Source organism: Paenibacillus sp. 1SOY10 (assembly GCF_056836745.1).
On record NZ_JBXENK010000002.1, the window covers coordinates 432,122 to 459,088 of the forward strand.

The following is a 26,967-nucleotide window of genomic DNA, read 5'->3' on the forward strand; positions in this document are numbered from 1 at the left end:
GGAGGAGGGAGCCCGATATGACGAATGACCAGCATACTGAACTAGAAACGGAATTGACACTTGATCAGGTGAAGGATCAACTGATAGAACAAGGCAAAAAGAGATCTTCTTTAACTTATAAAGAAATTATGGAGAAGCTTTCGCCTTTTGATCAGGATCCCGACCAGATGGATGAGTTTTTTGAGCAATTGGCTGACCTTGGTGTTGACGTCACGGGTGAGGGCGATGAAGAACGGCGGCGTGGAGATGGGGACGAATCCCATGAAAGAGAAGAGTTCACTTTCGAAGATGATCTGTCGCTACCCCCGGGAATCAAGATTAATGACCCCGTAAGGATGTATTTGAAGGAAATTGGGCGGGTACCCTTGCTGTCGGCAGATGACGAGATGGAGCTTGCCAAGCGTATCGAGAATGGGGATGAAGAGGCCAAGCGGCGTCTGGCTGAAGCCAACTTGCGGCTTGTGGTCAGCATTGCAAAACGCTACGTGGGTCGAGGAATGTTATTTCTAGACCTCATTCAGGAAGGCAATATGGGCTTGATTAAAGCCGTGGAGAAATTTGACCATAAGAAGGGCTTCAAGTTCAGTACCTATGCTACGTGGTGGATTCGCCAAGCGATCACGCGTGCGATTGCCGACCAAGCCAGAACGATTCGGATTCCCGTGCATATGGTGGAGACCATCAACAAGCTGATCCGGGTATCCCGGCAACTGTTACAAGAGTTGGGCCGTGAACCGGCACCCGAAGAGATTGCAGCCGAGATGGAACTCAGCGTGGAGAAGGTACGAGAGATTATGAAAATCGCCCAAGAACCGGTCTCATTGGAAACGCCGATTGGGGAGGAAGACGATTCTCATCTGGGCGACTTTATTGAGGACCAGGAAGCACTCGCTCCTGCGGATGCAGCCGCCTATGAATTGCTTAAGGAGCAACTGGAGGACGTACTCGATACGCTTACGGAACGCGAGGAGAATGTACTTCGCTTACGCTTTGGTCTTGATGACGGACGGACAAGAACCTTGGAGGAAGTCGGTAAAGTCTTCGGCGTGACGCGCGAAAGAATTCGGCAAATCGAAGCGAAGGCACTTCGCAAACTGCGTCATCCCAGCCGCAGTAAACGGCTGAAAGATTTCCTCGAATAAGCTGGATGCGGGCAGGCAACTTTGACCTTCTGCTGCGAAGCAGCAAGGTCATTTTTGTTACATACAGGAAGGAATCCGCCGGAAGAATATTCTGGATGTTTTTCCTTCTTTTTCTTTATTGATTTTATTTTAGCGTTTTTTCTCGGGCAATGCAAATGGCTTGCGTTGATGATTAGTACATGGGAAAAACGAGCTATGGGTGGTGGAGACCGGTTATGAAATTATCAGCTAGATTGCAGCTAATTGCCGATTGGCTTCCCAGTGGATGTCGATTTGCTGACATTGGTTCCGATCATGGGCTATTGCCAGTATCCGCTGTGCAAAGCGGCAAGGCCAACTTTGCCATCGCCGGAGAAGTCAATGATGGTCCTCTGGAAGCGGCACGTCGCCAGGTAGCGGAAGCTGGTGAATCGGCGAGAATTTCAGTTCGTAAAGGAAATGGCTTGGCTGTCCTTGCCCCAGGAGAGGTGGATGCTATTACGATAGCAGGGATGGGTGGTGCTCTGATCGTCACTATCCTAGGTGAAGGTGAAGAGAAGCTTGCAGGCGTGAAGCGCCTTGTATTGCAGCCCAATGTCGGGGGAGAGTTCGTGCGTCGCTGGCTGCTCGGGCACGGATGGTTTTTGGCCAAGGAAGCGATTTTGGAGCAAGACGGTAAGATTTATGAAGTCATGCTGGCAGAGAGGCCTTCTGATGTGACTAGACAAAATGAAGAGCTCTACCGGGAGCGTGAACTGCCAGGGGGTAATAATGTACAGCTAACGAAGGAATTGCTGCTGATGATGGGCCCTCATTTGACGGCAGCACCTAATGAAGCCTTCCTTGCCAAATGGGATTCGGAACTGGAGAAGCTGGAACAGATACGTCGTTCATTGACAGCCTCAAATCTGGAGGCATCACGTAAGAAGGAAGCAGAGTTAGTCCAATTATCGAGACAGCTTAAGGAGGTGCTGGCATGTTTGCCAAAGGTCAAACCATAATACAATATATGGAGCAGTTGGCCCCCAAACATGTAGCGATGGAGGGGGATAAGATCGGTCTGCAGCTAGGTAGTTTGCAGAAAGAGATTAGGCATGTGCTGGTGGCTCTGGATGTGAACGAGGCTGTAGTGGATGAAGCCATCGCGCTTGGAGTGGATCTGATTGTGGCCCATCATGCCATTATTTATCGCCCACTTGCCAATTTACAAAGTGATACTCCGATGGGCAAGGTGTACGAGAAGCTGATCAAGCATGAAATTGCCGTTTATATTGCCCATACGAACCTGGATATCACGGACGGCGGGATGAATGACTGGATGGCTGAGGTGCTGGGTATAGATAGCACAGGCTCTTTGGAGGACTTGCACACGGACGAACTGTACAAGCTGGTGGTATTTGTACCTAAGGACCATCATGAGAAGGTGCTGGATGCCGTGCTACAGGCGGGAGCCGGTGCTATCGGCAATTACAGCCATTGCAGCTTTAATCTGGAGGGATACGGCACCTTCAAGCCTGGTGAAGGGAGCGAGCCTTATATCGGCAGCCAAGGCAAGCTGGAGCGGGTTCAGGAAGTACGTTTAGAGACCGTCGTACCCCAGAGCTTAAAAAGTAAGGTCGTGCAGGCGATGCTACGACAGCATCCCTATGAAGAGGTGGCGTATGATCTGTATCCCTTGGATTTAAAAGGCCGTACCTTGGGTCTTGGCCGGGTTGGCAAGCTGAAGGAGCCGGTTACGCTTCAGGAATTTGCAGAACAAGTCAAGCAACAGTTCGACGTACCGGTGGTGCGAGTGGTTGGCGACCCGAACCGAATTCTCAAGAAAGCATCGGTATTGGGTGGCTCAGGTGGTCGTTATTGGAAGAATGCACAGTTTCGTGGTGCAGACGTACTGGTCACGGGGGATGTGGATTATCACACGGCTCAGGATGCCGAGATGGCAGGAATTGCTTTGATTGATCCCGGCCATAACGCAGAGAAGATCATGAAGCCTCGTGTGGCGGCCTGGCTTGCAGAGCAACTGAAGGCAGGCAAATATGCTACCGAGGTGCATATCTCGGCGGTCAACACCGAGCCATTTCAATTCATGTAGCCATTTCAAGCCTTGCCATTTAATCGCTCTTGTCAATGCCTTGCAATGTCTGTATACTATACAAGTGTTGCCTTCGAAAGTTTGACAGACAATCGCCGGCGGCGTTAAGCCGCGGGAGGAAAGTCCGGGCTCCATAGGGCAGGGTGCTGGATAACGTCCAGTCAGCGCGAGCTGAAGGATAGTGCCACAGAAATGGACCGCCGATGGCGCGCTTTAGGCGCGTACAGGCAAGGATGGAACCGAGGTGTAAGAGACCCCGAGGAACGCTGGTGACTTCGTTCCTGGTAAACCCCACTTGGAGCAAGACCTAATGGGACGCAGCTTCTTAACAGAAGTAGCCTTAGCCCGAGGCGCGTCCGGGTTGGTTGCTGGAGCCGCCCAGTAATGTGCGGCCTAGATAGATGATTGTCGCTTGACTGCGGGAGGGTTGTTCCCGTTATACCGCAATGAGCACAGAACCCGGCTTACGGCAAGCTTTCAACACTAAAGGGAACATCATGTTTTTATCTATGAGTAAAGCCTTCGCTTTTCGGAATTTTGTTCCGGTAAGCGAAGGCTTTTTTTTGGCAAAATGCTATTTCAGACGTTCTATCACGCGTTCCATCTTACGTTGAATAGCTTGGGGCCAGAACTGGAGGGGAGCTTTCCCTCCTCTGGCCGCTTGCAGTGCTGCATAGACATCAATTTGACCGTAGCCATAATATTTATCCCGTCCGGTTGGCCCCAAATCGATGACGCTACTGCGAATAAGCTCCATGACTTCCGTATTCTTCAGATCGGGGTTGACCGAACGAATTAATGCGGCCAAAGCAGCCACATGAGGGCTGGCCATGGAGGTGCCTGACAATGCTGCGTACTGATTATCAGGGTAGGTACTGGCTATACTTTCACCCGGAGCCATTACATCGATATAATCCCCATAATTGGAGAAGGCAGCTCTTTGCAAATTATAGTCGGTTGCTGATACAGACAGAACCTCTGGGTAAGCGGCAGGATAGCCAGGACGTTCTGTATTATCGTTACCGGTGGCGGCGATCAGGACGACATCACGTTCATAGGCATACTTGATTGCCTCGTGCAGAAACTCGGCATCCGCGTAGTTACCCAGGCTCATGTTAATGACTTTGGCTCCGTGATCGGTCGCCCAGATAATCCCTTGAGCGACGGAATAGGTCGTACCTGCTCCCGATTGGTCAAGCGCTTTGACTGGTAGGATCTTGCCTCCCCACATCATTCCGGCAATTCCTTCACCGTTGTTGACATTAGCCGAGATAATCCCTGCTACATGGGTGCCGTGCCCAACGTCATCGAAGGGTTTCTGCTCGGGATTAATTACGTTGTAACCTTGCAGCAGTCTCCCTTGCAGATCGGGGTGGTTCAAGTCGACTCCAGTATCCACCACGGCCACGATGATATTATCGTTGCCCTTGGATAGCTGCCAGCCCCGGTTGGTTTCAATGACTGGCAGGTTCCATTGATATTCCGAGAATAAGAGGTCGTTAGGGATTTCCGGGGCCGATTCCTCAAATGTTGAGCCATAGCTGCTATCGATGCTCTCGTTAGTCAGGTACAAATAATGGGGCTCAACATATTGCGGATTCCATCGCTTCTCGAAATACTGTTTGAGCTGCTTCATGCTCATGGTCTTTGATCGAAAAATGTAAGTGTTCCTCAATTGGCTTGGTGCAGAACCTTGGATATCTTGCTGGATCTTTTGCATTTGCGCGCCATTCGGATTTTCCCGGAAAGTGACTACGAGTTCATTTTCATAGTAGTGACTGGCTTTTTCATTGTCATGTCCGGTCTTGACTGTAATATCTTGCAATGTGTCGGCATGCACGGATTCAATTTTGAATTTACCTTCCTTAGGATAAGGAATGAGACGTAAATTTTTGTGTTGATGATCCTGGACCCGTTGAAGAATGCGGACATCCATCACCGCGATGATGCCTTGCTTGCCCTGCTTGGATGGTTCGGCAGCGACAAAATATTTAGGTTGATCCTCCGGAAAGGCCGGGGATTCATAAGATTTCGATTGTTTCAATGCTCGTTTGGCGTAGGACACATACGTATTTAACTCCTTTTGCTGCTTGGAGCTCGGGGAGAAATCTGCACGGCGGAACTGATTCTCCTGCCCCGTCGTTGCGTTATAAGACAAAATAGCTTGGAACTGTTTATGATCCTTTTGCAGAGATTTTACCAAGGAAGATAGCTTATCAGGAGCCCCTGGTTTCAGCGAGCTGGCAAGCTCACGAAGATGTCCCCGGGCATCCATGCGGGATAATCGCTCCGTGGCTGTCATGTCTCTTCTCAGCATGTTCTGCTTTAATCTTTGTTCCTCGGCTGGCTTGGGAACCGTCTCTTGCTTGGATTGCTGTGAGAATCGATTGCTGCATGCAGGCAGAACTAGCAGGGTAAGCACCATCATCGGCACGATGATACCTGCTATCCTGTTCAGGAGCGGTTTGTGCCTGTTCATCGGTCAAAACCTCCTACAAGGGTATTGGTATTGTATTGGCTATAGCGTGAGGTGAACCAGCCGATTTTATTCCTTGAGGGATACCGAATTTCCATGAATTGTGTTACGATATTTTCAACAAAAATCAGCAACCGACATGAGCATACCGATCACTACAAGTGAAGGAGAATCGTAAGCATGCCACAAGCCAACAACATCAGGCCGCTGTGTGAAGCCACGAGACAGAAGCTCAACAGCGCAAAGGAGAAACTTGAAGCCTTTTTAAATCATTTTTCGTTAACACAGTTCACAGAAGACAATGAAGAAACGATGTTGTTTTATGCCGGATTTCTGTCGGACTTACGACATCTCCTGGTGTTTTCAGAGGTTTGCTACGAGAAGCTGGGGGTAGCTCTGCGACGCGGTACTTTTGATGAAGAGGCAAGCGAGAAAATTTTGTATCAGGTGTACCATGACTGTGTAAATACGTTCTTCTACCCCAAGAGCGAATGTTATTCTGAAGATGGCAGGTATGCCTACACAGGGCAGGATGCGATTCGCTTCCGCAAGAAGCCGGTCCGGCCGGCGCGTGATATCATTTTGGAGATCACGGGCATTTTTGAGGAATTGCGTGATGATTTGACTTATTATGAGAGCGATTATTTGACAAAGCTTCGCCTGAAGAAGGCAGCCTCCAATTAAAATAACTACAGGATGGAAGTTTACAAAAAGATGCCGCGTTGGCATCTTTTTTTTGTACCATTTACTAAGTGTGGAGTTGCATAAGGCATGGTCCAAGCGGGGAAAATGTTATCCGAGGTGATCAATATGCCAAATGGCGATAAACCGATGGTGAAATGCAGTGTAGCTAACTGCAGCTATTGGGGAGAAGAAAACGTATGCAACGCCGATGTCATCATGATTGATATCGATCGACATGCGGACAGCCGTTATCAGGAAGAATTTGCGGGCGAAACCTTTGACACCGAGCATCAGTCTGAGGCATCTACATCTTCAGCCACCTGTTGCCACACGTTTAAGCCCAAAGCAGCAGCATCTTCGTAAAGTTAGAAGGAGGGACATAAGCAATGACTGAATCCGAACATGGCAAACCGACCCCAGCTTCAACGGATAAGGAACGCGTAGATTACCCCCGTAAAGCAGATCGGCAGCATCTCGAAGAATATGCTGCCGAGGTAACGCCTGCGGGTACGTACAGCGGTAACGTTATAGGTGAAGGGCGGACTGAGCGTGCTGAGATTGATGCCCACGCCGCGGACTCACATGAACCCGTGCAGGCAAGCCAATCAGGCCGTACGGTGGGTTATGTCGGTGTAGGGCTAGGGATCGCCGCATTGTTCATGTGGTCGATTATTTTGGGTCCACTTGCAGCGGTGATGGGCTTCTACGCCTATAGTCAAGGCCACAAGACATCCGGAGCCTGGGGCATCGGACTTGGCATCGTATCCACCTTAAGCTATTTCGTACTCATGCCGTTTACTCGTTAATCAAGGGTGCGGCAAGTTGCCGTTCATTGCACGGACCGCTTCTTAATGGAAGCGGTCCGTTTGCAATACAGCTAATTGGCTTTTCTGAATTTAAGCGGTGTCAGACCAGTTTCCCGTTTAAAAATGGTGCAAAATTGGGAATCCTTAACGAAACCGGACTTTTGCGCTATTTCGGACACGGGAAGCTCAGTTCGCAGCAACAGCAATTTGGCGTACTCCAGCCGTTTGCGCTGCAAATACTGCTGCGGGGGAACGCCCGCCGTTTCCTTGAATAGATGCCGGAAGCGGTCGTAACTGTAGCCCGACATTTTCGCCAGCGTTTCCACGGATAATGGCTGCCGGAAATGCTCGTCCATAAAGTTGATAACGTATTGCAATCTTTCACCATAAAAACGGACTGGCTTGTTCCACTGGGATAGCCGTTGAACCTGTGTGGTAAGCTCAGAGACAAGCAGATTCAGCATCGCAAAATAACCTTCTTGCTGCTCATTGAACTCGTGTTCCATTCGCAGAAGCAACTGACGAATCGTCTGCTTCTCGTCATCTTCAAACAGCTTGTTGCCATGCCGAACAGCGTAGTCTTGCTGACTGTGAAAGCCAATAAAAAGCAACTCTGATTCCTCGTTATGTTTCTCGTCGTGCAGGACTCGCGGAGAGATGAAAGCAAAGCTGCCAGGCTTGATACGATAACTATCCGAGCCGATATTGGTTATTCCACTACCACTGAAATAATAAACCAACTCGTAGCATTCGTGGTGATGCATCTGTATATAGGTGTTTTTGGGATGTTTTGTATGAAACAGGAACAATAATTTATCCATATTAGGCCTCCATAGGCACAGGTTAGCCGAATCATTAAAAAAAGCGGCCGAATTGGGGTACTGCGAAGCGCGTTTTATTGGTACTATCCTAACAGTTGCTGCAATAAACCGCAATAAATGCAGGTTTTATGTCAGCTAATCTTACATCGTAAACGACATGAGGAGTGGGGCAGAAATGAACAAAAAGAAAATGGGATGGATGATGTCGCTTGTGCTCGGCTTAACGGTCGTTCTCAGCGCATGCTCGGGCAATAACGCATCGCCTGGTGAGGGTACTACAGGTAATTCGACTGCCGGAGAGTCCAAAACCTTGACAATTATGGCGGAAAAAAGCTCGCACGCTGACGCGTTCAAGAGCATTATTCCAGATTTTGAAGCCAAAACTGGCGTAAAGGTGAACGTAGTTGAGTTGCCTTATGATCAATACCATCAGCAATTGACGCTGAAATATACCTCCGGTTCAGCCGATTTTGATCTGGCGTATGTGCCAATCGGTTGGGTGCCTGAACTTCAAGTTCCCAACTATATCGTACCTGTTAGCACGGATGAAGCCAAATTGGCCGAACTGGAGCTGGACGACTTTCCGGGTATTGAAAATGCCTATTTTGGCGAAAACAACGAGCTATACTTCGTGCCTTACATGAATGAAACGCAAGGCATCCTTTACCGGACGGACTTGTTCGAGGATGAGCAAGAGAAGGCAGCCTTCCAAGAAAAATACGGTTATGAACTGGCTCCGCCTGCCACTATTGAGCAGTACAAGCAAATCGCCGAATTCTTTAACCGTCCAGACGAAAACCTGAGCGGCGTAACTCTCATGGGTGAAAAGAGCATTTTGCTCGGCTTTGCTTTCTACAACCGTCTCTTTAATTATGGAGGGGACTTGTACGACGCGGATTACAAGCAACAATTCAACAACGAAGCGGGCGTCAAAGCGCTGAACGATCTGCAGGAGTTGTTCCAGTTCACCTCTGCTGCATCCAAGCAATATGGATGGTCTGATGCTTCAGGTGAATTCTTGCAAGGACGCAGTGCTATGGCGGAAATGGCTACAACCATTGCTCAAGTCGCGCAAGATCCGGATCAATCCCGAGTGGTTGGCAAGGTGGGCTTCTCGGCGATTCCGGGTGTCGATGAGAATACGGCTGACGTGAAACGCTTCTACCTGCCATTTGGATTTGTTGTAACTGGCTCCTCAGAGTTAAAGGACGAGGCGTTCGACTGGATTGAATTTGCTACTAGCCAGGAAATGATGGAGAAGGCGGCACCCGTCGGCAACATTCCTGCACGCACCTCCGCACTTACAGGCGCGCTGGCTTCCGAATACAGCTTCTATGAGCCCCATGCGGATATTATGAATTCATTCCGTCTTGAGCCGTTACCGTTGATTCCAGAAGGCGCAACTGTGACTGGTGATATCTTGCCAAGTGCGGTCTCTAGGTTCCTGAACGGAGAGCAATCGGCCGAGGATGCGCTTAAGCAGGCTGCTGCGGAATATGACGAGCTTATGAGCTCCAGAGGGTATTAAAATCGTGTCATCTAAAGCACTGAAAAAATGGGGCGTCGTGCTGCCCGGCGTCCTGATTATCGTGATCGTGCTGCTGATTCCGATTGGCGCGGCGCTCGGGCTTAGCTTCTTCTCTTATCCACTGCAACGTCCCGATTTGGGCATTCGCTTTACGGGGCTGGATAATTTCATCAAATTGCTGTCTGACCGTAGCTTTACCAACTCGTTAGGCAAAAGTATGCTGTTCACTTTAGGTGCCGTAGCTGGAGAGTTGGTGCTTGGGATGATTCTGGCTTTACTGCTGAACGGCCGGGTATGGGGGAAATCCATCTTCAAGGTGGCATTTATGATTCCGATGATGATGGTGCCTGTCGTGGTTGGGGTGTCCTGGCGGCTATTCCTGCTGCCGGACTTCACTCCGCTGGGACCTATCTTCGATCGGCTAGGTATTCCGTTTGATCCATCACGGCTGCTGACTGAACCCGGCTGGGCGATGTTCTCGGTCATTCTTGCCGATGTGTGGCAGTGGACGCCGTTTGTGATGTTGCTTTTGCTAGCTAATCTACAAGGGATTTCGCATGAGATTTATGAAGCGTCACAAATGGACGGTGCTTCCAAATGGCGGGAATTCTGGCGGATTACACTGCCGCTCGTCTTGCCGGGTATGCTGTCTGTAGGCATCCTGCGCGCCATGGACGCGATGCGGACATTTGACCTTGTATACATTCTGACCAGTGGTGGTCCGGGAACGGCTACCGAATTGGTCTCTATCTACAACTATAAAATTGCATTTAGTCGTTATGATATGGGATACGCATCTGCCGTTTCGACCGGTGTGATGATTGTAGTCGGAATTGTGATTTTTGCCTTGCTTAGCTTGGCGAACCGGGGAGGGAAAACAAGATGAGGGCCAAAGTCATTCGCAGAAATCTAGGCACGGGACTGAGAACCGCCGTGTTATGCCTGTTTCTTGTTTTCTTCACCCTGCCGATTCTTTGGGTATTCCTGACTTCGATCAAACGCCCCGTGGATCAGATGGCTATTCCGCCGGTCTGGTTCCCGGAGAACCCGGTATTTGATGCTTATCTTGAACTGTTTCGGCATCCCGACTTTGTGACGAGTTTGCTCAACAGTCTACTGATTGCCGGTACAGCCACATTAATCACGGTCCTGTTCGGCGCCTTGGCGGCTTATGGCATTGAACGTTTCCGTGTTGGTGGAACGTTGTTGCCCAATTTGCTGCTGCTGACCCGGATGATTCCGCCTGTGGTCGTTATTGTGCCTATCTTTCTGATGGCCTTCCGCACGCAAATGCTGGACACCTATTTTCTCATTATTGCCGCTTATTCGGCCTTGAATATGGCACTTGTTATCTGGCTGCTGCGTTCGTTCTTTGCCTCGCTGCCAGCGGACATGGAGGAGGCAGCCATGATTGACGGTTGCTCACGCCTACATGCTTTCTGGCGGATCGTGCTGCCGGTGGTTATGCCGGGGATTGCCGCAACGGCACTTATTTGCTTTATTTTTTGCTGGAACGAATTCCTCTTTGCTGTCACGTTGACGGGTCAGGAGACCAAAACCATGCCGGTTCTGACCAGTACGTTTGTCAGTCAGAAAGGTCTGGATCGCGGGTTGATGTCGGCAAGCGGTGTCGTATCCAGCCTGCCGATCGTATTGCTCACCGTATTCTTCCAGCGCTATCTGGTTAACGGGCTGACACAGGGGAGCTTAAAATAGTCATCTCGATTAGGCACTTGAAAGAAGTTGTTCAAAAATTCGTCTTCCCAGAACGAAGCTGTTCGAGAAGTACATTCGACATCGAATCTTGAATTCAGCCGGGACTAGCCTATGCTTACGTAGCATGTTTCTTGCAGAAACATTTGAGTTGCTCACGTACCCATGCTTCCGAAGTCGTTTTCTGCGAAAACGTGTAGCTCCGCTACTCAGTCCCTAGCTTCATCCAATCTTCTCGGTTCTGAAAACCCGACTTTTTGAACACGCATTGAAAGGATGAAATCATTGAAAAAAGTAATTATTGACTGTGACCCGGGAATGGACGATTCTCTGGCCCTTATTCTTGCTTTGAAATCTGACAAACTGTCGATCGAAGGGGTTACGACGGTTGCAGGCAACTATCCGATTGAGGTCACGAGTATCAACGCTCTTAAAATTATGGAGTTGATGGGACGCACCGACATTCCTGTTGCCAAAGGGATGGGCAAGCCGCTGGTTCGCGACTTGGCGTCAGACCCTTTCTCACATGGCTCGGATGGCCAGGCTGAAGTGCATTTGCCAGAGCCGGTGACCCCGCTCTATAACGGACATGCTATTGATTTGATTGTGGAGAAGGTTAAGCAGTATCCGGGAGAAATGCATTTGATTGCTCTAGGTCCATTAACCAATATTGCAATGGCACTAATGAAGGCCCCTGAAATCGCACCTATGATCGCTAGCATTACAGCTATTGCCGGCTCCTATGGCTTGAATAAATATTCAACGGCTAACGCTACTGGCGATAATCCGCAAAGTGAATGGAATGTGTACGTTGATCCGGAAGCCGCTGAAATGATTTTCAAATCGGGTATTCCGTTGCAGGCCATCGGTCTGGACGTATCCACGCACTTCGACGTGAACTTCACCGAGGCGGAGCTGCTGGAGCTGGAGGCATCGCCAAGAGCAGAAGCAGACGTGTTGCGGAGAATGATATCCTTCGTAGTAGGACGGGGATTTGAATCGTATTGCGTGTTAATCGACTCCATGGCCGTAGCTGCCGTCATCGACCCTACACTGGTTCAGTATATTACAGCTAAGGTTGGCGTCGAGACACAGGGAAAATTGACGCTGGGTATGACGGTTATGGATTCGCGGCATCATCATGTCTGGAACGATCTACCGGACGTGCAGGTGGCCTGTGAGGCCGATTATCGAGGCTTCTTGAAGCTCGTTATGACCACCGTACTGGCTTAGGCGAATTCGTAAGAACATATTTGTTATCGGGGTTATCCGGCAGGCAGGAAAAGCTGACCAAGCCGGATAACCTCGTTTTGCTTTTAATGCGTGTTCACAAAAAAGTGGTGGTGAACCCAGCACATAACGTGTAAAATGGAAGCATCAAGCTTGTCATTTCCAAAACAAGAGGAGCTTTAGTTGCGATGCAAATAGACCCGCGCACGCTAGGACAGATGATTCAGCTTCAATCTATGAACCAGATCGATCTGCAAGGAACTGCGGTACAAAGCCAAAGTCAGACCGGCGATACCGAGGGTTCGTTGTTTGATATATTGTTGCAAGAGATGATGCTCTCGGAGCAAGGAGATAAGGCTAATGTTGCTACTGAGCCGGATTCCTCCTCCATGCTTTCTTTATTGCAAAATTATATGTTGTCCGCCGGGCTGGACGGCACTTCCGATTGGGAAGGTCTGCTGTCTGGCACATTGTCGTCTGCATCCGGCATGACGGATTTCTCAAGTGAGGAAATCTCCGGATGGTCTCGCGCAGGTGCGGGAGACCTGCAGGATCTTATCGCTAAGGCTAGCCGCAATTATGGTGTGCCGGAAAGTTTGATCAAAGCCGTTATTGCGACGGAATCTTCCTTTAATCCACAGGCCATGTCTTCAGCGGGAGCCAAGGGGCTTATGCAGCTTATGGACGGAACGGCCAGGGGGCTTGGTGTTACCAATTCATTTGATCCGGCACAGAATATTGACGGTGGGACGAAATACTTATCCTATCAGTTGAACCGTTTTGGCGGTGAAGTGAAGACAGCACTCGCGGCGTACAACGCTGGACCAGGCCGCTTGCAACGCCTTGGTATCAGCAATGATGAGCAATTGATGGAGAAGCTCCATCTGTTGCCGCAAGAAACACAAAACTACATCGGTAAAATTATGAATGCTCAGGCTAAGTTTGAAGTCTGAGATGCTTGATTGATATGGCGTTGTAACGGAAGATCAATCGAGAAAACGTTTGAAAACCGGCTTCTCCAGGTTTTTGCGTTTTTTCTTTTGATCTTTTTTTGAGATAATTAAGCAAAGGGGTGAAGTTGACCATGGTTTATTTCGACCACGCTGCCACGACGCCGCCGGATGAAGAAGTCATTCGTACGGTAACAGAGGTGATGGCGCGTCATTATGGGAATCCTTCATCGCTGCACCGGCTGGGCGAAGACAGCGAGAAGCTGCTCAATAGAGCACGGGCAGTTAGTGCAGGGGCTCTTGGAGTGAAGTCACAAGAACTGGTGTTTACCGGCGGGGCTACGGAAAGTAATAACCTTGCCATTAAGGGAGCTGCATGGCAGTTTATCCATCGAGGCAAGCATCTGATTACCACACGCACAGAGCATCCCTCAGTAATGGAAAGTATGAAGCAGCTAGAGTCCATGGGCTGGGAAGTGACTTATTTGCCAGTCAATGCTGAAGGGCAAGTCCTCCCCGAACAAGTTCAGGAGGCGCTGCGAGAGGACACGGTCCTGGTGTCCGTCATGCATGTTAATAATGAAACGGGCACGATTCAGCCTGTTAGAGATATCGGGCAAATGCTTAAGCGTTGTTCACCAAGAGTGTTATTTCATGTAGATGGTGTACAGGGATTCGGCAAGTTGAAATTGTCGATCCAGGGGAGTGGTATAGATTTGTATAGCCTCTCTGGACATAAGCTTCGGGGACCCAAAGGTGTCGGGCTATTATATATCCGTGAAGGTCTGAAGCTTACGCCATTGATGGCGGGCGGAGGCCAAGAGGGGGGATTCCGCTCCGGCACAGAGAATGTCCCCTATATCGTAGCTTTTGCCAAGGCGCTGCGATTGGCAGTGGAAGGTCAGGAGGAGAGAGCGCAGAAGTATTACAAATTGAGGGACCGATTGCTGCGTGGGTTAGAGGAAGTGCCACAACTTACTATTAACTCTTCGGAGCAAGGAGCACCACATATTGTGAATTTCTCTTTTCCGGGTATGAAGGCTGAGGCTTTACTGCATATGCTGGAAGAGGAAGGGTTCTATGTATCTACCCGCTCGGCTTGTTCTTCCAAGCGAAGTGAACCAAGCCGAATTTTATTGGAGATGGGAAAATCTAAAGAAGTGGCTTCGTCGGGCATACGCATCAGCCTGGGTGATGAACATAAGCAAGCGGATATTGATGCCTTGTTGGCCGTGCTGAGACAATCGGTTCAGCGGTTGCAGGTTTTACGATAGGAGAGAAATGAAATATGCTGGAATATGATATGCTGCTGTTGCGTTTTGGGGAAATTGCGATTAAGGGACGCAACCGTTCGCGCTTTGAGAAGGTAGCTTACAACCATGTCAAGGCGTTGCTGCATCCTTTTCCCCGGACAGAGATCATTAAGGAATACGGCCGGATTTATGTGGTGCTGAATGGAGAACCTATGCAGCCCATAATTGAAGCTATGAAAAATGTGTTTGGCGTTACTTCCATCTCCCCGGTAAAGGTAACTCCCTCCCGGCTGGACGATATCCTCCAAACGGCCGTGGTATTTATGCAGCAATATAACGCTGCTCCAGACACGACCTTCAAGGTGAGCGCCCGCCGGGTATGGAAGCCATTTCCTCACTCGACGCAGGAGATGAATCGACTGGTTAGCGGTCCCATCTTGAATGCTTGTCCTGCCCTTAAGGTGGACGTGCATCATCCTGAGCTGAATCTGCGTGTGGAGATTCGTGAGCAAGGGACTTATATGTACTGTGAAGTCATTCCGGGAGCGGGAGGCTTCCCACTTGGAACCAATGGCAAGGCGATGTTGCTATTGTCCGGAGGCATCGACAGTCCTGTGGCTGGGTGGTCTGCGCTACGGCGTGGCTTGGAGATTGAGTGCGTTCATTTCCATAGCTACCCGTTCACCAGTAAAAAAGCGGAACAGAAGGTCATTGACTTGGCCGAAGTATTAGCTCGCTATGCCGGATCAGTCAAGCTGCATCTCGTGCCGTTCACGGACATTCAGACCTCGCTCGCACAAACGGGACAAGAGAGCCTGATCATCACGTTGATGCGTAGAGCGATGCTACGCATTGCCAGTAGGTTAGCTGATCAGAACGGGGCGTTGGCCTTGGTTACCGGGGATAGTCTGGGGCAAGTTGCCAGCCAAACCTTATCCAGTATGAATGCCATAGGACGTGCCACAGAATTGCCGTTGCTCCGTCCGTTGGTTATGACGGACAAGACGGATATTATTGCGATGGCTCAGCAAATCGGCACTTATGAGCTATCGATTTTGCCCTATGAGGATTGCTGCACTCTGTTTGTCCCGAAATCTCCTTCCACGAATCCTAACTTGCGCGTGCTGGAGAATACCGAGCAAACGCTGCCCGACTTGGAGCAAATGATTATCAAGGCGGTGGAGGATACGGAGACGTTAGTTATTCGTCCAGGGCGCAGCGTTGTACGCCGTGAACTCACCGAAGATAACGTGATTCAAGAAAATTGGTTCTAGGACAGTAAATAAATATAGCAAAACCCCGCGTGGAAACACATCATCGAGATGTGATCCCACGCGAGGTTTTGTCATTATATCAGAGTTACCGCGGAATCGGATGGACCTGGCTATGGGCTGCTTGTTGGCGCTTCTTAAGATATCCGGCTAACAGGACAGTCAAGACGACCACAGCAATGACCAGATAACGGAGGACCATATGGGCTTCGAAGAAATGAAGGAAATGCCGCTCCTCGGTAATCATCTTGGCAGCAGTGTAGGCAAGTACAGCCGCTCCAACGTAAGCGATCCAGGGGAACTTGTCCAGCAACTTAATGAATAAGGTGCTGCCCCAGACAACAATAGGTACGCTAATCAGAAGGCCGATGATAACGAGCACGGTGTGCTGCTGAGAGGCACCAGCTACGGCAATCACATTATCGAGTCCCATGGCAGCATCTGCCACGACGATAGTGCGAATGGCCGGCCATAATTTGTCCTTGGCTTCGATGTTGTCGTGGTTGCCATCATCCGCCAATACCTTGTAGGCGATATAAATGAGCATTAGCCCGCCGATGGCCAGCAGCCACGGTATCCCCAGCAGCCAGACGACGACAAGAGTTGCCGCGATTCTAAGGATAACAGCTCCGCCCGTTCCATACAGGATCGCTTTTTTCTGAACGGTATGGGGGAGTTTTCTCGCCGCCATTCCGATTACAATTGCATTGTCTCCCGCGAGGATAAGATCAATAAAAACGATATTAATCAGCGAAAGGAAAAATGCAGCACTAAATAATTCCACTTTAGGTCACTTCCTCTGTAGATGTATATACGTATTTATTAATCAAAAGGGTTCATTTGTCCAGTGATCTTTTTTTGAAATTGGTATAGCTTGGTCTATTTCCTCATACAAGTTGTAGGGGAGGGATAGGCGTGGAACATATACTACTGTTATCCGAAATACTTATCATCAACTTAGTGCTAAGCGGCGACAATGCCGTTGTCATAGCGATGGCCAGCAAAAACCTGCCGTTAAAGCAAAGAAAGCAGGCGGTATGGTGGGGGGCCATGGGGGCGGTGTTGCTGCGTTGTGTATTGACCTGGATTGCCATCATCTTATTAAAGATTCCATTCATTCATGCTGCTGGCGGGGTGCTGCTGGCCGCCATTGCGTTCAAACTATTGCTGCCCCAAGAGGAACATTCCCGAGTGACGGGTGCGGATTCATTGTGGAGAGCCATACGTACCATACTGGCGGCCGATCTCATCATGAGTCTGGATAATGTACTTGCTGTAGCTGCAATAGCCAAGGGCGACTTGTCCATCCTCGTCATCGGCATTGCCATCAGTATTCCAATTGTAGTTTGGGGCAGCAATCTGCTTGCGGGCTGGCTGCAGCGCTTCCCTATTCTGACGTATGCCGGAGCGGGAATTCTTGGTTACACGGCTGGCGATATGCTGCTGCAAGATCCCCAGCTTGGGCCGATCATTGCCTCTCTTGTTCCCCGGCTGGATCAGGCCGTTCCTTCTATGCTGGCCGTGACCGTGATTATGGTCGGGTGGCTGAAGAAATATAACGCCGGACGAGGCTAAGGGGATGGGTCATTTACCATACTCACCACAAAAAAACGTCTGTCCCGGATTACCGGGATAGTGGTTTTTTGACTCATTTTCATATAGACTGGAAGTAAAGAGGGTGTCGCATTTTGCTGTGACTTGTCCCTCATTGTCTTCTGGAAGGTGTGTGGTGGATATGTCCGACAACAACAAGCTAATGACAGGCGTACTGATTCTGGCTGCCGGAGTTATTATCCTGCTCGGGAAATTAGGGGTGTTCAGCTTTCTTGGAAAAGCGTTATGGCCATTGCTGTTGCTGATTCCGGGCATTCTGTTGCATCTATGGTATTTCTGGCGAAAGGGACCCTCCGAGTTGCTGTTGCCAGGCGCGGTGCTGGTCGTTTATAGTGTGGTGTTCTTCATCGGAGTTATCGGCGGCTTTCAAACTTTGAAATTCACTTGGCCATTCTTCGTGTTCGGAATTGCGGCGGGATTATTTGAATATGATTACTTCTCGCCCCGACGGCAAAAAGGCCTTCTGATAGTCTCGTTGATCCTGGGTGCTCTATCGTTAATTCTGCTGGGCTGGACATTGTTCTCCTTGCCTGTGATCTATTTACTGGCGGCATTGCTGATCATTGGAGGAGTTTGGCTGATTGCGGCTCGCGGAAATCGTAGAAGTTTTTGGTGATGGTTGCCAAGTTCTTGAATTATTCGAAATTTCGCGTATAATATAGGGGATGTGAAAGAGCGTCGGCATTTTCGTCGACGCTTTGTTTTGTGGTCATGTTGATACATTTTGTCAGTTGGTGTCAAATACAGATAGATGGAAAGGATTTGGAGATAAACCTATGCATGAAAGAAAACACATTCGCAACATTGCGATTATTGCCCACGTTGACCATGGGAAAACAACCCTGGTTGACAAGCTGTTGCAACAGTCTGGTATTTTCCGGGACAATGAAGCGGTTCAGGAACGGGCTATGGATTCCAACGATATAGAGCGAGAGCGCGGGATCACGATTTTGGCCAAAAATACGGCGATTACTTACAAAGACTTTTTGATCAACATCGTGGATACCCCAGGGCACGCCGATTTCGGCGGCGAAGTGGAGCGGATTATGAAGATGGTTGACGGCGTGTTGTTGGTCGTTGACGCTTACGAAGGCTGTATGCCACAAACGAAATTCGTATTGCGCAAAGCCCTGGAGCATCATTTGACACCGATCGTCGTGGTTAACAAGATTGACCGTCCTGCCGCGCGTCCTGCTGAAGTCATTGACGAAGTATTGGACCTGTTCATTGAACTGGAAGCCAGTGACGATCAATTGGAATTCCCTGTGGTCTATGCCTCCGGCTTGAACGGGACTTCAAGTCTGGTTCCAGAGCAGCAAGATGATAACATGCTGGCTTTGTATGAGACTATTATTGAACATATTCCAGCTCCAACAGAGAACGTAGAGGAGCCTTTGCAGTTCCTGGTGACGCTGATGGATTATAATGAATATCTTGGCCGGGTGGCGATTGGACGCGTTAACCGTGGCGTGATTCGCCAAGGACAGGCCGTTGCTGTTATGACCCGAGATGGCGGGAAGAAATCAGCCCGTATTGAGAAGTTGTTCGGCTTCCAAGGCTTGCGCCGCGTAGAAGTTGAAGAAGCGGGAGCCGGTGACATTGTGGCCATCGCGGGGATTAAGGATATTAACATTGGTGAAACCATTGCCGATCCGAATCAACCCGAAGCTTTGCCTGTATTAAAGATCGACGAGCCTACGCTCCAAATGACCTTCCTCGTAAACAACAGTCCGTTTGCTGGTCGCGAAGGCAAATGGGTTACCTCCCGGAAGCTCCGTGAACGTTTGTTCAAAGAGCTGGAAACAGATGTTTCCCTGCGCGTTGATGAAACAGACAGCCCCGATGCTTTTATCGTATCCGGTCGTGGTGAGCTTCACCTTGGTATTTTGATTGAGAATATGCGCCGTGAAGGCTATGAGTTGCAGGTATCCAAACCTGAGGTTATTGTGAAGGAAATCGATGGCGCCAAGATGGAGCCAATTGAACGTCTTATGATTGATGTTCCTGAAGAGAGCATGGGCGCTGTTATGGAAAGCCTGGGTTCCCGTAAGGCTGAGATGGTTAATATGATCAATAGCGGCAATGGCCAAGTCCGTCTGGAATTCCTTATTCCTGCCCGCGGTTTGATTGGATATGGCACTCACTTCCTTACTTTGACCCGTGGCTACGGTGTCATGAACCATGCCTTTGACAGCTATGGTCCGCTTGTTGGTGGCCAGGTTGGTGGACGTCATGAAGGAGTTCTTGTCTCAAATGATAATGGTGTGTCTACGCTATATGGTATATTGTCCATTGAGGATCGTGGTATTCTATTCGTAGAGCCGTCTACGGATATCTACGAAGGCATGATTGTGGGCGAGCATACCCGGGATAACGATATCGTCGTAAATATTTGTAAAGAAAAGCAATTGACGAATATTCGCTCGGCTACCAAGGATGATACGGTCAAGATGAAAACACCACGGTTGTTCTCGTTGGAGCAAGCTCTGGAGTATTTAAACGATGATGAATATTGCGAGATTACGCCTAAATCCATTCGCTTGCGTAAGAAGATCCTGAACAAGAATGAACGTGAACGGGCTGAAAAACATCGCAAAATGTCCGAGTCCAATCTATAATAATTATATATAACGAAAACTTGATGCGCCATTTGAAGGAGGGGGATTGTCTTGCAGGCTTGGCTTGCGCAACATCCGGTGATTTCCTATGTGTTGATATTCTTGCTAGTGGTCTTTGTCTATAACAAAGTGTTCCGCGCGCAGCAGAAACTTCCGCTGTGGAAAGAGATCATCCTGTACCTTCTGATGGCGCTCGGTTCATTTATGCTGCTTATTTTCCAAATAGACAAGTTGCCTATTATTCAATGTCTGCTTGTCGCGGTTATTCTCATGCTAATGGTGCGCATTCGCTACTTTGTCGAGGGACGTCGAAGCAAACGGGACAAATCGGATTCGGCTTCCGGTAGTTAGAGTGTGATTAGCCCTGAGGTATACCCGGTAACTTTTCCGATGATAATCACGTCTTTATAAATGCGACATAATTTTAAAGAAAAAGGTGTTTGATTTCATGAGTTCTAACCATCAGGCTCTACCTCCCCGGGGCAAAGGGCAAAAAAGCCCTTCAAAAAAACCGGGAAGAAAAAGAAAGAAATCCGGCGGTTTTGCTCGTTTTTTGAAATTTGTGCTGACGCTCATGATCATCGGAATAATCGGGGTTGGATTATATGCGGGGTATTTATTTTATACGGCTGATCAAGTGATAGATGCGACCGGTACGTCTGAGAACGTGGCGCCGGAGAAATCGGCTAAGGTCAAGCCCATTACAATGCTACTGCTGGGTACAGATTATCGCCCGGAGACGGGAACGCATCTCAGCGACGTCATGATGGTCATCTCGATGAATCCGGAGACCAAATCGGCAACGGTTGTTTCATTGCCGAGGGATACCAAGCTTGAACTTGACGGGTATAAGACGAACAAGATTAATGCGTTCTATCCGAATTTCCTGGCAGCCGAGAAGAAAACGGGAATTTCTGCGGAGCAGGAAATGAAGACGATGATGAGCAAATTTTTTGATATTCCGATTGATTATATTACCGTGTTGAACTTTCAGGGCTTCCGCGATGTAGTGGACTCCCTGGGTGGTGTGGATGTCAATGTTGATGCGGATATGTGCTATCGGGATCGTGCTGACGGCACGGACATCAACTTGAAGCAAGGTCCACAGCATTTGGATGGAGAAGATGCCCTCGGCTTTGTGCGCTATCGTAAGTCGAACTGTAAGCCAAAGACCAAGGGGTCCGACGACTTCGATCGCAACCGTCGTCAGAATGAGGTGCTTCATGGCTTGATCGATCAGGCTAAATCATTAAACGGTGTGATGGGGGCCGGAAAGGTGATTGAGTCGGTCGGTAAGAACATGGAGACCGATCTGGAATCGCAGCAAATGAAAAATATGATTCAGGCGTACTGGAGCATATCGAAGGAAAATGTTGACTTTATGCCGGTTACAGGTGATTGGAAGAGCCCTTATGTTTACTTGCATCAGAGTGAACTGGAGGCGGCAAAGCAAGCTTTGAGCAATGAGCTTGCCGGGACAAAGACGGTAAACGTAGCGGATGATGGCGAAGGTGCGGAACCTCCGGCAGGCAACTGACGATTGAATGCAAGTTTTGGTCCATGATATAATACAATTAACTTAACAGGACAGCTACACGTCTTCAGTTCAATCCATGAATGGCTATGTACAGGAGGGCTGGTCGTTATGTCTGAGATTGTTACTCAATTATCCGATTCACTTCTTGCCACTTTCCAGTCCGAAACATTTGTTTTGCTGAACACGATTGATCAGGAATCCGGTGGGCCTACATCCAGTGCTATATCCTGGATTTATGCAGCCGACCCTGCCACATTGCGTCTGGCATTGGATCATCGCTCCCGGCTGGTTGGCAACATTCAGGCCAACCCACGTGTGACGGTGACGGTGTTTGGCAAGGATACGATTTATGCTATTAACGGTCAGGCAAGGGTAGTTCAGGACCCGCTGGAGGGAGTGTCCTTCCAGATGTGTTGCTTTGACATTCAAATCGATGCGGTGCGCAATGCGCTGTTCTACGGTGCGCAGTTGGTGTCTGCTCCGGAATATTCTAAAACTTATGATCAGCGTGCTGCGGACATGCTGGATGCTCAAGTCTTTGCCGCAATGAAAAAAGCCTAGCGATTTATTCGCCGGGCTTTTTCCTGTTAAGGAACAAACTAACGTTGATTCTTCGGATTCTGTTGTTGTTTGATCCCTCCGGGGGTTTTAGGCAGTTGCTTCGGGTTTATACCTTCTGGTGGCTGGGTATCGCTAGGCATCTGAGGTACAATTCGACCAATGATGTCTGCCAACTCGGTGGCGAAGCCGGAGATCGGGTGACCTTCCCGAATCTTCTGCCCAATTTCTGCAATCCGTTGATTCAAATCGATGTCCGCTGTAACAATGGCGTTAGCACCGTGTTTATCTTTGCGCAGAGCTTCGGCTACCGTATATTTGATGCTTCCGACGCGAGCCCGTTCAAGCTTGCTGTCTACATCGATGCCAACGACGGCGGTCTTGCCCATGATGACACAATGTGCGCCTTGAACGCCAGGTACCTTGGTGACAAGCTCCTCTAAATAGATTTGTTTGTCTCGATCTTTCAGGTTCTCTTGGTCGGTCAAATTGTAGGTATTCATATCTGCACTTTGTGCCCGGGGAACGTTCTCCATTTGATCTCTTGGAGAGGGTGATGCCTTTTCAGTATTAGTACCGCAGCTCGTCAGCAGGGAAGCCAACAATAGCAAACACAGCCAAATTCGCATATTTCATCCGTCCTTTCGGAATTGAGCTCTTGGAATATTCGCAGGTTCTAACAGTCAAGCTTAGATTTCCCGGGACGGCAAAAATTATGTACGAATTCAAAGAGGCTGCAATGACCGCGGTGGAGGGGATAATGGTGAAAAAGATCTTTGTATTGGATACCAATGTTCTGCTGCATGATCCAAATGCTATATTCGCCTTTGAGGAGCATGAGGTGGTTATTCCGGCCGTTGTGCTGGAGGAAATTGATACCAAGAAACGTAATGCGGACGAAATTGGACGCAACGCTAGGGGCGTATCCCGTTTGCTGGATGGACTTCGTGAGACGGGTCATTTACATGATGGGGTCCCGCTTAAGGGGGGCGGACGAATCAAGGTAGAGATGAATCATCGCAGCTTCGTCAAGGTTCAGGAAATGTTTGGTGAAGCCACGAATGATAACCGAATTCTTGCCGTGGCTCTGAATTATCATATGGAGGAAGCCGAGCAACCTGAGCCCCGTGCGGTAGTGCTCGTTAGCAAGGACGTCCTGGTTCGAATCAAAGCCGATGTTCTGGGGCTGACCGCCGAGGATTATCTGTCCGACCGTACTGTAGGACCAAGCGATATGTACGCAGGCTATTCAACCATTAAGGTGCATCCATCGGTCATTGATGAGTTCTATACGTATCGTTCATTACCAATCAAGCCGATGGGTTTGAATTATACCCTTTACCCTCATGAGTTTGTTATTTTAAAAGATGAAATGGGCAGTGGAAAATCTGCTTTGCTGAAGGTTAACGAAGATGCTACCAGGATGGAGCCGCTATATTTAAGTAATGAGCCAGTTTGGGGAATTAGCGCGCGGAATGCCCAACAGCGAATGGCTCTGGAGTTGCTGCTGAATGATGATATTCCCTTGGTCACCATAACTGGCAAGGCAGGAACAGGGAAAACATTACTAGCCTTGGCAGCCGGGCTGCTCAAGGTCGAGGATGAGCACAAGTATAAGAAATTGTTGATTGCCCGGCCGGTTGTCCCGATGGGCAAGGATATCGGTTACCTCCCGGGAGAGAAAGAGGAGAAGTTGCGGCCCTGGATGCAGCCGATCTATGATAACCTGGAGTTTTTGTTCGATACCAAGAAATCCGGGGACATCGATAAAATTCTGATGGGACTCGGCAGCATTCAGGTTGAGGCGTTGACGTATATACGGGGACGTTCGATTCCCGGACAATTCATTATCGTGGATGAAGCACAGAACTTGTCACGTCACGAAGTGAAGACCATCGTATCACGGGTTGGAGAGGGGAGTAAAATAATCTTGATGGGCGATCCTGAACAGATTGATCACCCTTATCTGGATTTCTCCAGCAATGGACTAACGAGTCTGGTGGACCGTTTCCGTGATCAGGGGCTTAGTGGGCATATTACACTGGAGAAAGGGGAACGCTCCAAGCTGGCGCAACAAGCTGCTGATTTATTGTAGACACTACTTGATACAAAGGTTTAAATACATTTCCTGTATAAAAGAGCCTGACAAATTGGCAGCATTGCCTTTTGCCGGGCTCTATCTATTAGGAGATATAGCAATTATTTACGGGACAAGGCAAGCTTCGATTTGCTACAATGTGGAGTATCGGATAACAAATTGGCTCACGCTCCTACATTGCGGAGAGGAAGAACTGGTGTGAAGCGAAAAAACCATGGATTGCTGTTTGCTGTTTTGCTGCTCGCATTGATTAGCTTGTCTCCTAGCGAAGAAACCACATTGATCCGTTCCGAAGATCGTGGAGAGTCTCAGCCTGTTCGCCCTCAAGAGCAGCAAATTCAGGAGGAGACGGGTCGAATTCGAGTAGCTGTACAGATGGACGAGTCTGACTTCAGGCGGCTTGACGAGATGAACCGTCAATTTATGGACACTTACACGGTAGAAGTCGAGCTGATTAACGTTCCTTCTACGGAGACCTATGAGACTTATCAACGGCGATTGATGAAGCTGGGGGAATCTCCTGATGTGCTGTTAATGAATAATATATCAATTCGCCGGTTTGCGGCGGATGGATACCTGTTGCCGACGGAAGGTTACTATGCGGGTTCCTTGTCGGGGGAGGTACTTGGCTTATCTTTACTTCCTAACGAATGGAATGGGTATGTTTGGGGAGTACCGCTAGATATAGATCCTTATGTGTTTGTGTACGACGTTGCTCAGTTAAAGCCATTTGGCTTGGAGCAAGTCCCGTCCTCGGAGGAGGAGTGGACAACACTAATCACAGCTTATCAGAAACAAAGTCCTGACAAGCCTCTCCTGGGTCTGGATTATCACGATCCGTATGCGGCTATGACCTTATTGTGGCAGCTTGGAGGCGGTGTGGCTTCAGAATATACGACGTTTCCCTTTGTAGCGGAGGAGAATGTACCCTTGCTGGTGCAACAGTTGGAACTGCTGCGGCCCGGCATGGTTGATTTGAACGGAGAGCAATCATTCGGAGCGGATGCCTGGCAGCCCTTATTGACTGGTGAATTGCCGATGATTCTGGCCCCAGCCTCAGAGATAAGTAAGCAAATGGCCGGCCCGGCTTCCGTATCGATTTGGCTACCTGATATCAAACCGAACATGAGAACAACGTGGATCTCCGGAAGAAGTTATGTAGTATCCTCGCAGACAGATCATCCCGAAGCCGCAGGGAAATGGATTTCCGAGATGACCTCTGCGTTAAATCAGCCTCGCTGGTATGAGGCTACAGGACATCTTCCTGTATTGAAGACCATGTATTATGAAGCAGGCAATCCTATCATGCCAAGCTGGGTTCCACCTGCGCTCGCTGCTGGTTCTGGCGGGGCTTTGCCTGCTGGGCCTTCATTGCCGAAGCAAATGGAGCAATTGGCACAAGTCACATCAACTTATCTTCTGGCGGAGATTAATGCCAAGCAATATCGCGCTTCATTAATTCAAATTGGTAAATAGCTCAGCGCAGTCGTAATTATAATGATAATTTTAGCTTAACAATTAGAGTTCCCTTAGAGACGGCCACGGCAGTTGCCTCCACAAAGGGGACTATTTTTTTGGGATAAAAGCCCAAATCAAAATCATGCTCCAGCTCCCGGCGTGTCGTATCGGGCAAGGCGAGCCCGTTGAACAGCAAGCGGTTAACATGGAAGGTGATGGAGTTCACCGGTTCCTGCTCAACTGTGTAATGGCCCTCGACCCGAAGCTCTAACCCCTCCTGATTGCCTTGGACAACAATTTTATCTTGCTCAAATTGGAAATTCATATCTTGCAGAAGCTCATTTTGACGATGTAGAAATTCATTAAGTTCATGTTCTTGGATCACAAGCTGGTATCCGCCCTTCTCAGAGATAAGACTGTTCTCATATTGAGAGAGGAAGCTCGGGAACTGTGACATCGCAGAGGCCAAGGCTTGAAAATATTTGCGCAACTCAAGTAATCCGGTATGCTCCCAGTAGGCAGTCAACTCTTCAATCATGGCTTGCAGCTTCTCGGGATCTGCACTAAGTGCTACTGACTCATCTACGTATTGTCGTAATGAGGCTACTCTGCTTCGTTGGTGCTGAAGTTCGCCCTTCGATCGCTCTAATTCAAGCAGACGATGTTCTAGCTGCTGTTTGATGGTCGACAGTGAGGCATACTCATTTTTGTAGTCCTGCAGTACGATACGGTCACGTTCTAAAATAATGGCATAATAATCAATCATGGCAAAGAAATCTTTTAAGCTGCCGGCCGAGAGCAACGCACCTAAGAAGTTCTGCTGTTCTCCCATGTAATAAGCACGGATTCTTGCTCCAGCTCGTTCACGACTGGTGTAGATTTGCTGATTTTTGGCCTCCAGACGCTCCTCTAAATTTGCAAGATCAATTTGCATTTGGTTTTGTTGAATTTCAATCCGGTCAATCTCACGGTCAATTTCTTTGATGGATAAGCTTTGCTCAAGAACCTGTTGTTCCTGAGGGGAGAACGGAGCCGCCTGAAGGGTCGTGGAGAAAGGATAGGTAGCGAATAGGGATAGTAGCAGAAACAAGGCCAATCTGCGTTTTCTCAAAAGCGATCCTCTCCTGTTCATAGTTGTA

26 protein-coding genes and 1 other RNA gene are annotated in these 26,967 nt (G+C 49.0%); 22 read left to right on the forward strand and 5 right to left on the reverse strand.

What is annotated here, in order from left to right; genetic code table 11:
• Positions 1-17: 17 nt before the first annotated feature.
• The 4 genes from rpoD (at position 18) to rnpB (ending at position 3,695) form a co-directional block, all read left to right on the forward strand.
• A complete protein-coding gene (gene rpoD / locus AC1VOR_RS07800; RefSeq protein WP_482617017.1) occupies positions 18-1,142 on the forward strand; it encodes an RNA polymerase sigma factor RpoD in 1,125 nt (374 codons plus the stop codon).
• 215 nt (positions 1,143-1,357) lie between these two features.
• Positions 1,358-2,122 (forward strand): tRNA (adenine(22)-N(1))-methyltransferase, encoded by a 765-nt coding sequence (locus AC1VOR_RS07805; protein ID WP_482617019.1) that lies wholly within the window; start codon positions 1,358-1,360, stop codon positions 2,120-2,122.
• Positions 2,098-3,213: a Nif3-like dinuclear metal center hexameric protein gene (locus AC1VOR_RS07810; protein WP_482617021.1), complete on the forward strand. Its 1,116-nt coding sequence runs from the start codon at positions 2,098-2,100 to the stop codon at positions 3,211-3,213. Before AC1VOR_RS07805 ends, AC1VOR_RS07810 begins: the two co-directional genes overlap by 25 nt.
• Before the next feature lie 76 nt (positions 3,214-3,289).
• Positions 3,290-3,695: RNase P RNA component class A (gene rnpB / locus AC1VOR_RS07815), an RNA gene on the forward strand.
• A 92-nt stretch (positions 3,696-3,787) separates the two neighbouring features.
• On the opposite strand, the gene AC1VOR_RS07820 is transcribed toward rnpB, so the two are convergent.
• Entirely contained in the window at positions 3,788-5,692 is a 1,905-nt protein-coding gene (locus AC1VOR_RS07820; RefSeq protein ID WP_482617022.1) for a S8 family peptidase, read from the reverse strand.
• Positions 5,693-5,869: 177 nt separating this feature from the next.
• Here AC1VOR_RS07820 and AC1VOR_RS07825 point away from each other — a divergent pair, with 177 nt between their 5' ends.
• From AC1VOR_RS07825 to AC1VOR_RS07835, 3 genes are all read left to right on the forward strand, one after another.
• Positions 5,870-6,373, forward strand: coding sequence for a YpuI family protein (locus AC1VOR_RS07825; protein ID WP_482617023.1), 504 nt, complete (start codon positions 5,870-5,872; stop codon positions 6,371-6,373).
• An 87-nt stretch (positions 6,374-6,460) separates the two neighbouring features.
• On the forward strand, positions 6,461-6,736 hold the full coding sequence (locus tag AC1VOR_RS07830) for a DUF1540 domain-containing protein (RefSeq protein WP_082673103.1): 276 nt from the start codon (positions 6,461-6,463) through the stop codon (positions 6,734-6,736).
• 23 nt (positions 6,737-6,759) lie between these two features.
• Entirely contained in the window at positions 6,760-7,179 is a 420-nt protein-coding gene (locus AC1VOR_RS07835; protein ID WP_482617025.1) for a hypothetical protein, read from the forward strand.
• Between the two features lie 71 nt (positions 7,180-7,250).
• Here AC1VOR_RS07835 and AC1VOR_RS07840 read toward each other — a convergent pair whose 3' ends face one another.
• Positions 7,251-8,000, reverse strand: a complete 750-nt coding sequence (locus AC1VOR_RS07840; RefSeq protein ID WP_482617026.1) for a helix-turn-helix domain-containing protein — start codon at positions 7,998-8,000, stop codon at positions 7,251-7,253.
• A gap of 175 nt (positions 8,001-8,175) precedes the next feature.
• Between AC1VOR_RS07840 and AC1VOR_RS07845 the strand changes: the two genes are divergently transcribed.
• From AC1VOR_RS07845 to thiI, 7 genes are all read left to right on the forward strand, one after another.
• Positions 8,176-9,528 carry an ABC transporter substrate-binding protein gene (locus AC1VOR_RS07845; protein WP_482617027.1) on the forward strand — a complete coding sequence of 451 codons (1,353 nt, stop codon included), beginning with the start codon at positions 8,176-8,178 and terminating at the stop codon, positions 9,526-9,528.
• A gap of 4 nt (positions 9,529-9,532) precedes the next feature.
• A complete protein-coding gene (locus AC1VOR_RS07850) occupies positions 9,533-10,414 on the forward strand; it encodes a carbohydrate ABC transporter permease (protein WP_482617029.1) in 882 nt (293 codons plus the stop codon).
• Complete coding sequence (locus AC1VOR_RS07855) at positions 10,411-11,244, forward strand: carbohydrate ABC transporter permease (protein WP_482617031.1); 834 nt, start codon at positions 10,411-10,413, stop codon at positions 11,242-11,244. Before AC1VOR_RS07850 ends, AC1VOR_RS07855 begins: the two co-directional genes overlap by 4 nt.
• Before the next feature lie 273 nt (positions 11,245-11,517).
• Positions 11,518-12,474: a nucleoside hydrolase gene (locus AC1VOR_RS07860; RefSeq protein ID WP_482617033.1), complete on the forward strand. Its 957-nt coding sequence runs from the start codon at positions 11,518-11,520 to the stop codon at positions 12,472-12,474.
• A 185-nt stretch (positions 12,475-12,659) separates the two neighbouring features.
• Positions 12,660-13,424: a lytic transglycosylase domain-containing protein gene (locus AC1VOR_RS07865; protein ID WP_482617036.1), complete on the forward strand. Its 765-nt coding sequence runs from the start codon at positions 12,660-12,662 to the stop codon at positions 13,422-13,424.
• A gap of 131 nt (positions 13,425-13,555) precedes the next feature.
• Entirely contained in the window at positions 13,556-14,695 is a 1,140-nt protein-coding gene (locus tag AC1VOR_RS07870) for a cysteine desulfurase family protein (RefSeq protein ID WP_482617038.1), read from the forward strand.
• A gap of 17 nt (positions 14,696-14,712) precedes the next feature.
• A complete protein-coding gene (gene thiI, locus AC1VOR_RS07875; RefSeq protein WP_482617668.1) occupies positions 14,713-15,948 on the forward strand; it encodes a tRNA uracil 4-sulfurtransferase ThiI in 1,236 nt (411 codons plus the stop codon).
• An 85-nt stretch (positions 15,949-16,033) separates the two neighbouring features.
• Here the strand turns inward: thiI and AC1VOR_RS07880 are convergent, their stop codons facing one another.
• Positions 16,034-16,729, reverse strand: a complete 696-nt coding sequence (locus tag AC1VOR_RS07880; RefSeq protein ID WP_482617039.1) for a TerC family protein — start codon at positions 16,727-16,729, stop codon at positions 16,034-16,036.
• A gap of 131 nt (positions 16,730-16,860) precedes the next feature.
• Between AC1VOR_RS07880 and AC1VOR_RS07885 the strand changes: the two genes are divergently transcribed.
• The 6 genes from AC1VOR_RS07885 to AC1VOR_RS07910 all read left to right on the forward strand — a co-directional run bounded on the left by AC1VOR_RS07885 (position 16,861) and on the right by AC1VOR_RS07910 (position 22,275).
• Positions 16,861-17,520: a TerC family protein gene (locus AC1VOR_RS07885; RefSeq protein WP_482617040.1), complete on the forward strand. Its 660-nt coding sequence runs from the start codon at positions 16,861-16,863 to the stop codon at positions 17,518-17,520.
• Between the two features lie 160 nt (positions 17,521-17,680).
• Positions 17,681-18,175: a hypothetical protein gene (locus tag AC1VOR_RS07890; RefSeq protein WP_482617042.1), complete on the forward strand. Its 495-nt coding sequence runs from the start codon at positions 17,681-17,683 to the stop codon at positions 18,173-18,175.
• Positions 18,176-18,335: 160 nt separating this feature from the next.
• Positions 18,336-20,177 carry a translational GTPase TypA gene (gene typA, locus AC1VOR_RS07895; protein WP_482617045.1) on the forward strand — a complete coding sequence of 614 codons (1,842 nt, stop codon included), beginning with the start codon at positions 18,336-18,338 and terminating at the stop codon, positions 20,175-20,177.
• A 51-nt stretch (positions 20,178-20,228) separates the two neighbouring features.
• Positions 20,229-20,528: a YlaH-like family protein gene (locus tag AC1VOR_RS07900; protein ID WP_482617047.1), complete on the forward strand. Its 300-nt coding sequence runs from the start codon at positions 20,229-20,231 to the stop codon at positions 20,526-20,528.
• A 97-nt stretch (positions 20,529-20,625) separates the two neighbouring features.
• Positions 20,626-21,714, forward strand: a complete 1,089-nt coding sequence (locus tag AC1VOR_RS07905) for an LCP family protein (RefSeq protein WP_482617049.1) — start codon at positions 20,626-20,628, stop codon at positions 21,712-21,714.
• Between the two features lie 108 nt (positions 21,715-21,822).
• Positions 21,823-22,275, forward strand: coding sequence for a pyridoxamine 5'-phosphate oxidase family protein (locus AC1VOR_RS07910; protein ID WP_482617050.1), 453 nt, complete (start codon positions 21,823-21,825; stop codon positions 22,273-22,275).
• A gap of 38 nt (positions 22,276-22,313) precedes the next feature.
• On the opposite strand, the gene AC1VOR_RS07915 is transcribed toward AC1VOR_RS07910, so the two are convergent.
• Positions 22,314-22,901: a YhcN/YlaJ family sporulation lipoprotein gene (locus AC1VOR_RS07915; protein ID WP_482617051.1), complete on the reverse strand. Its 588-nt coding sequence runs from the start codon at positions 22,899-22,901 to the stop codon at positions 22,314-22,316.
• 134 nt (positions 22,902-23,035) lie between these two features.
• Here AC1VOR_RS07915 and AC1VOR_RS07920 point away from each other — a divergent pair, with 134 nt between their 5' ends.
• Together AC1VOR_RS07920 and AC1VOR_RS07925 are read left to right on the forward strand one after the other, a co-directional pair.
• Entirely contained in the window at positions 23,036-24,367 is a 1,332-nt protein-coding gene (locus AC1VOR_RS07920) for a PhoH family protein (protein WP_482617670.1), read from the forward strand.
• A gap of 201 nt (positions 24,368-24,568) precedes the next feature.
• Positions 24,569-25,846, forward strand: coding sequence for an ABC transporter substrate-binding protein (locus AC1VOR_RS07925; RefSeq protein WP_482617053.1), 1,278 nt, complete (start codon positions 24,569-24,571; stop codon positions 25,844-25,846).
• Positions 25,847-25,862: 16 nt separating this feature from the next.
• On the opposite strand, the gene AC1VOR_RS07930 is transcribed toward AC1VOR_RS07925, so the two are convergent.
• Positions 25,863-26,939: a coiled-coil domain-containing protein gene (locus tag AC1VOR_RS07930; protein ID WP_482617055.1), complete on the reverse strand. Its 1,077-nt coding sequence runs from the start codon at positions 26,937-26,939 to the stop codon at positions 25,863-25,865.
• Between the last annotated feature and the right edge of the window lie 28 nt (positions 26,940-26,967).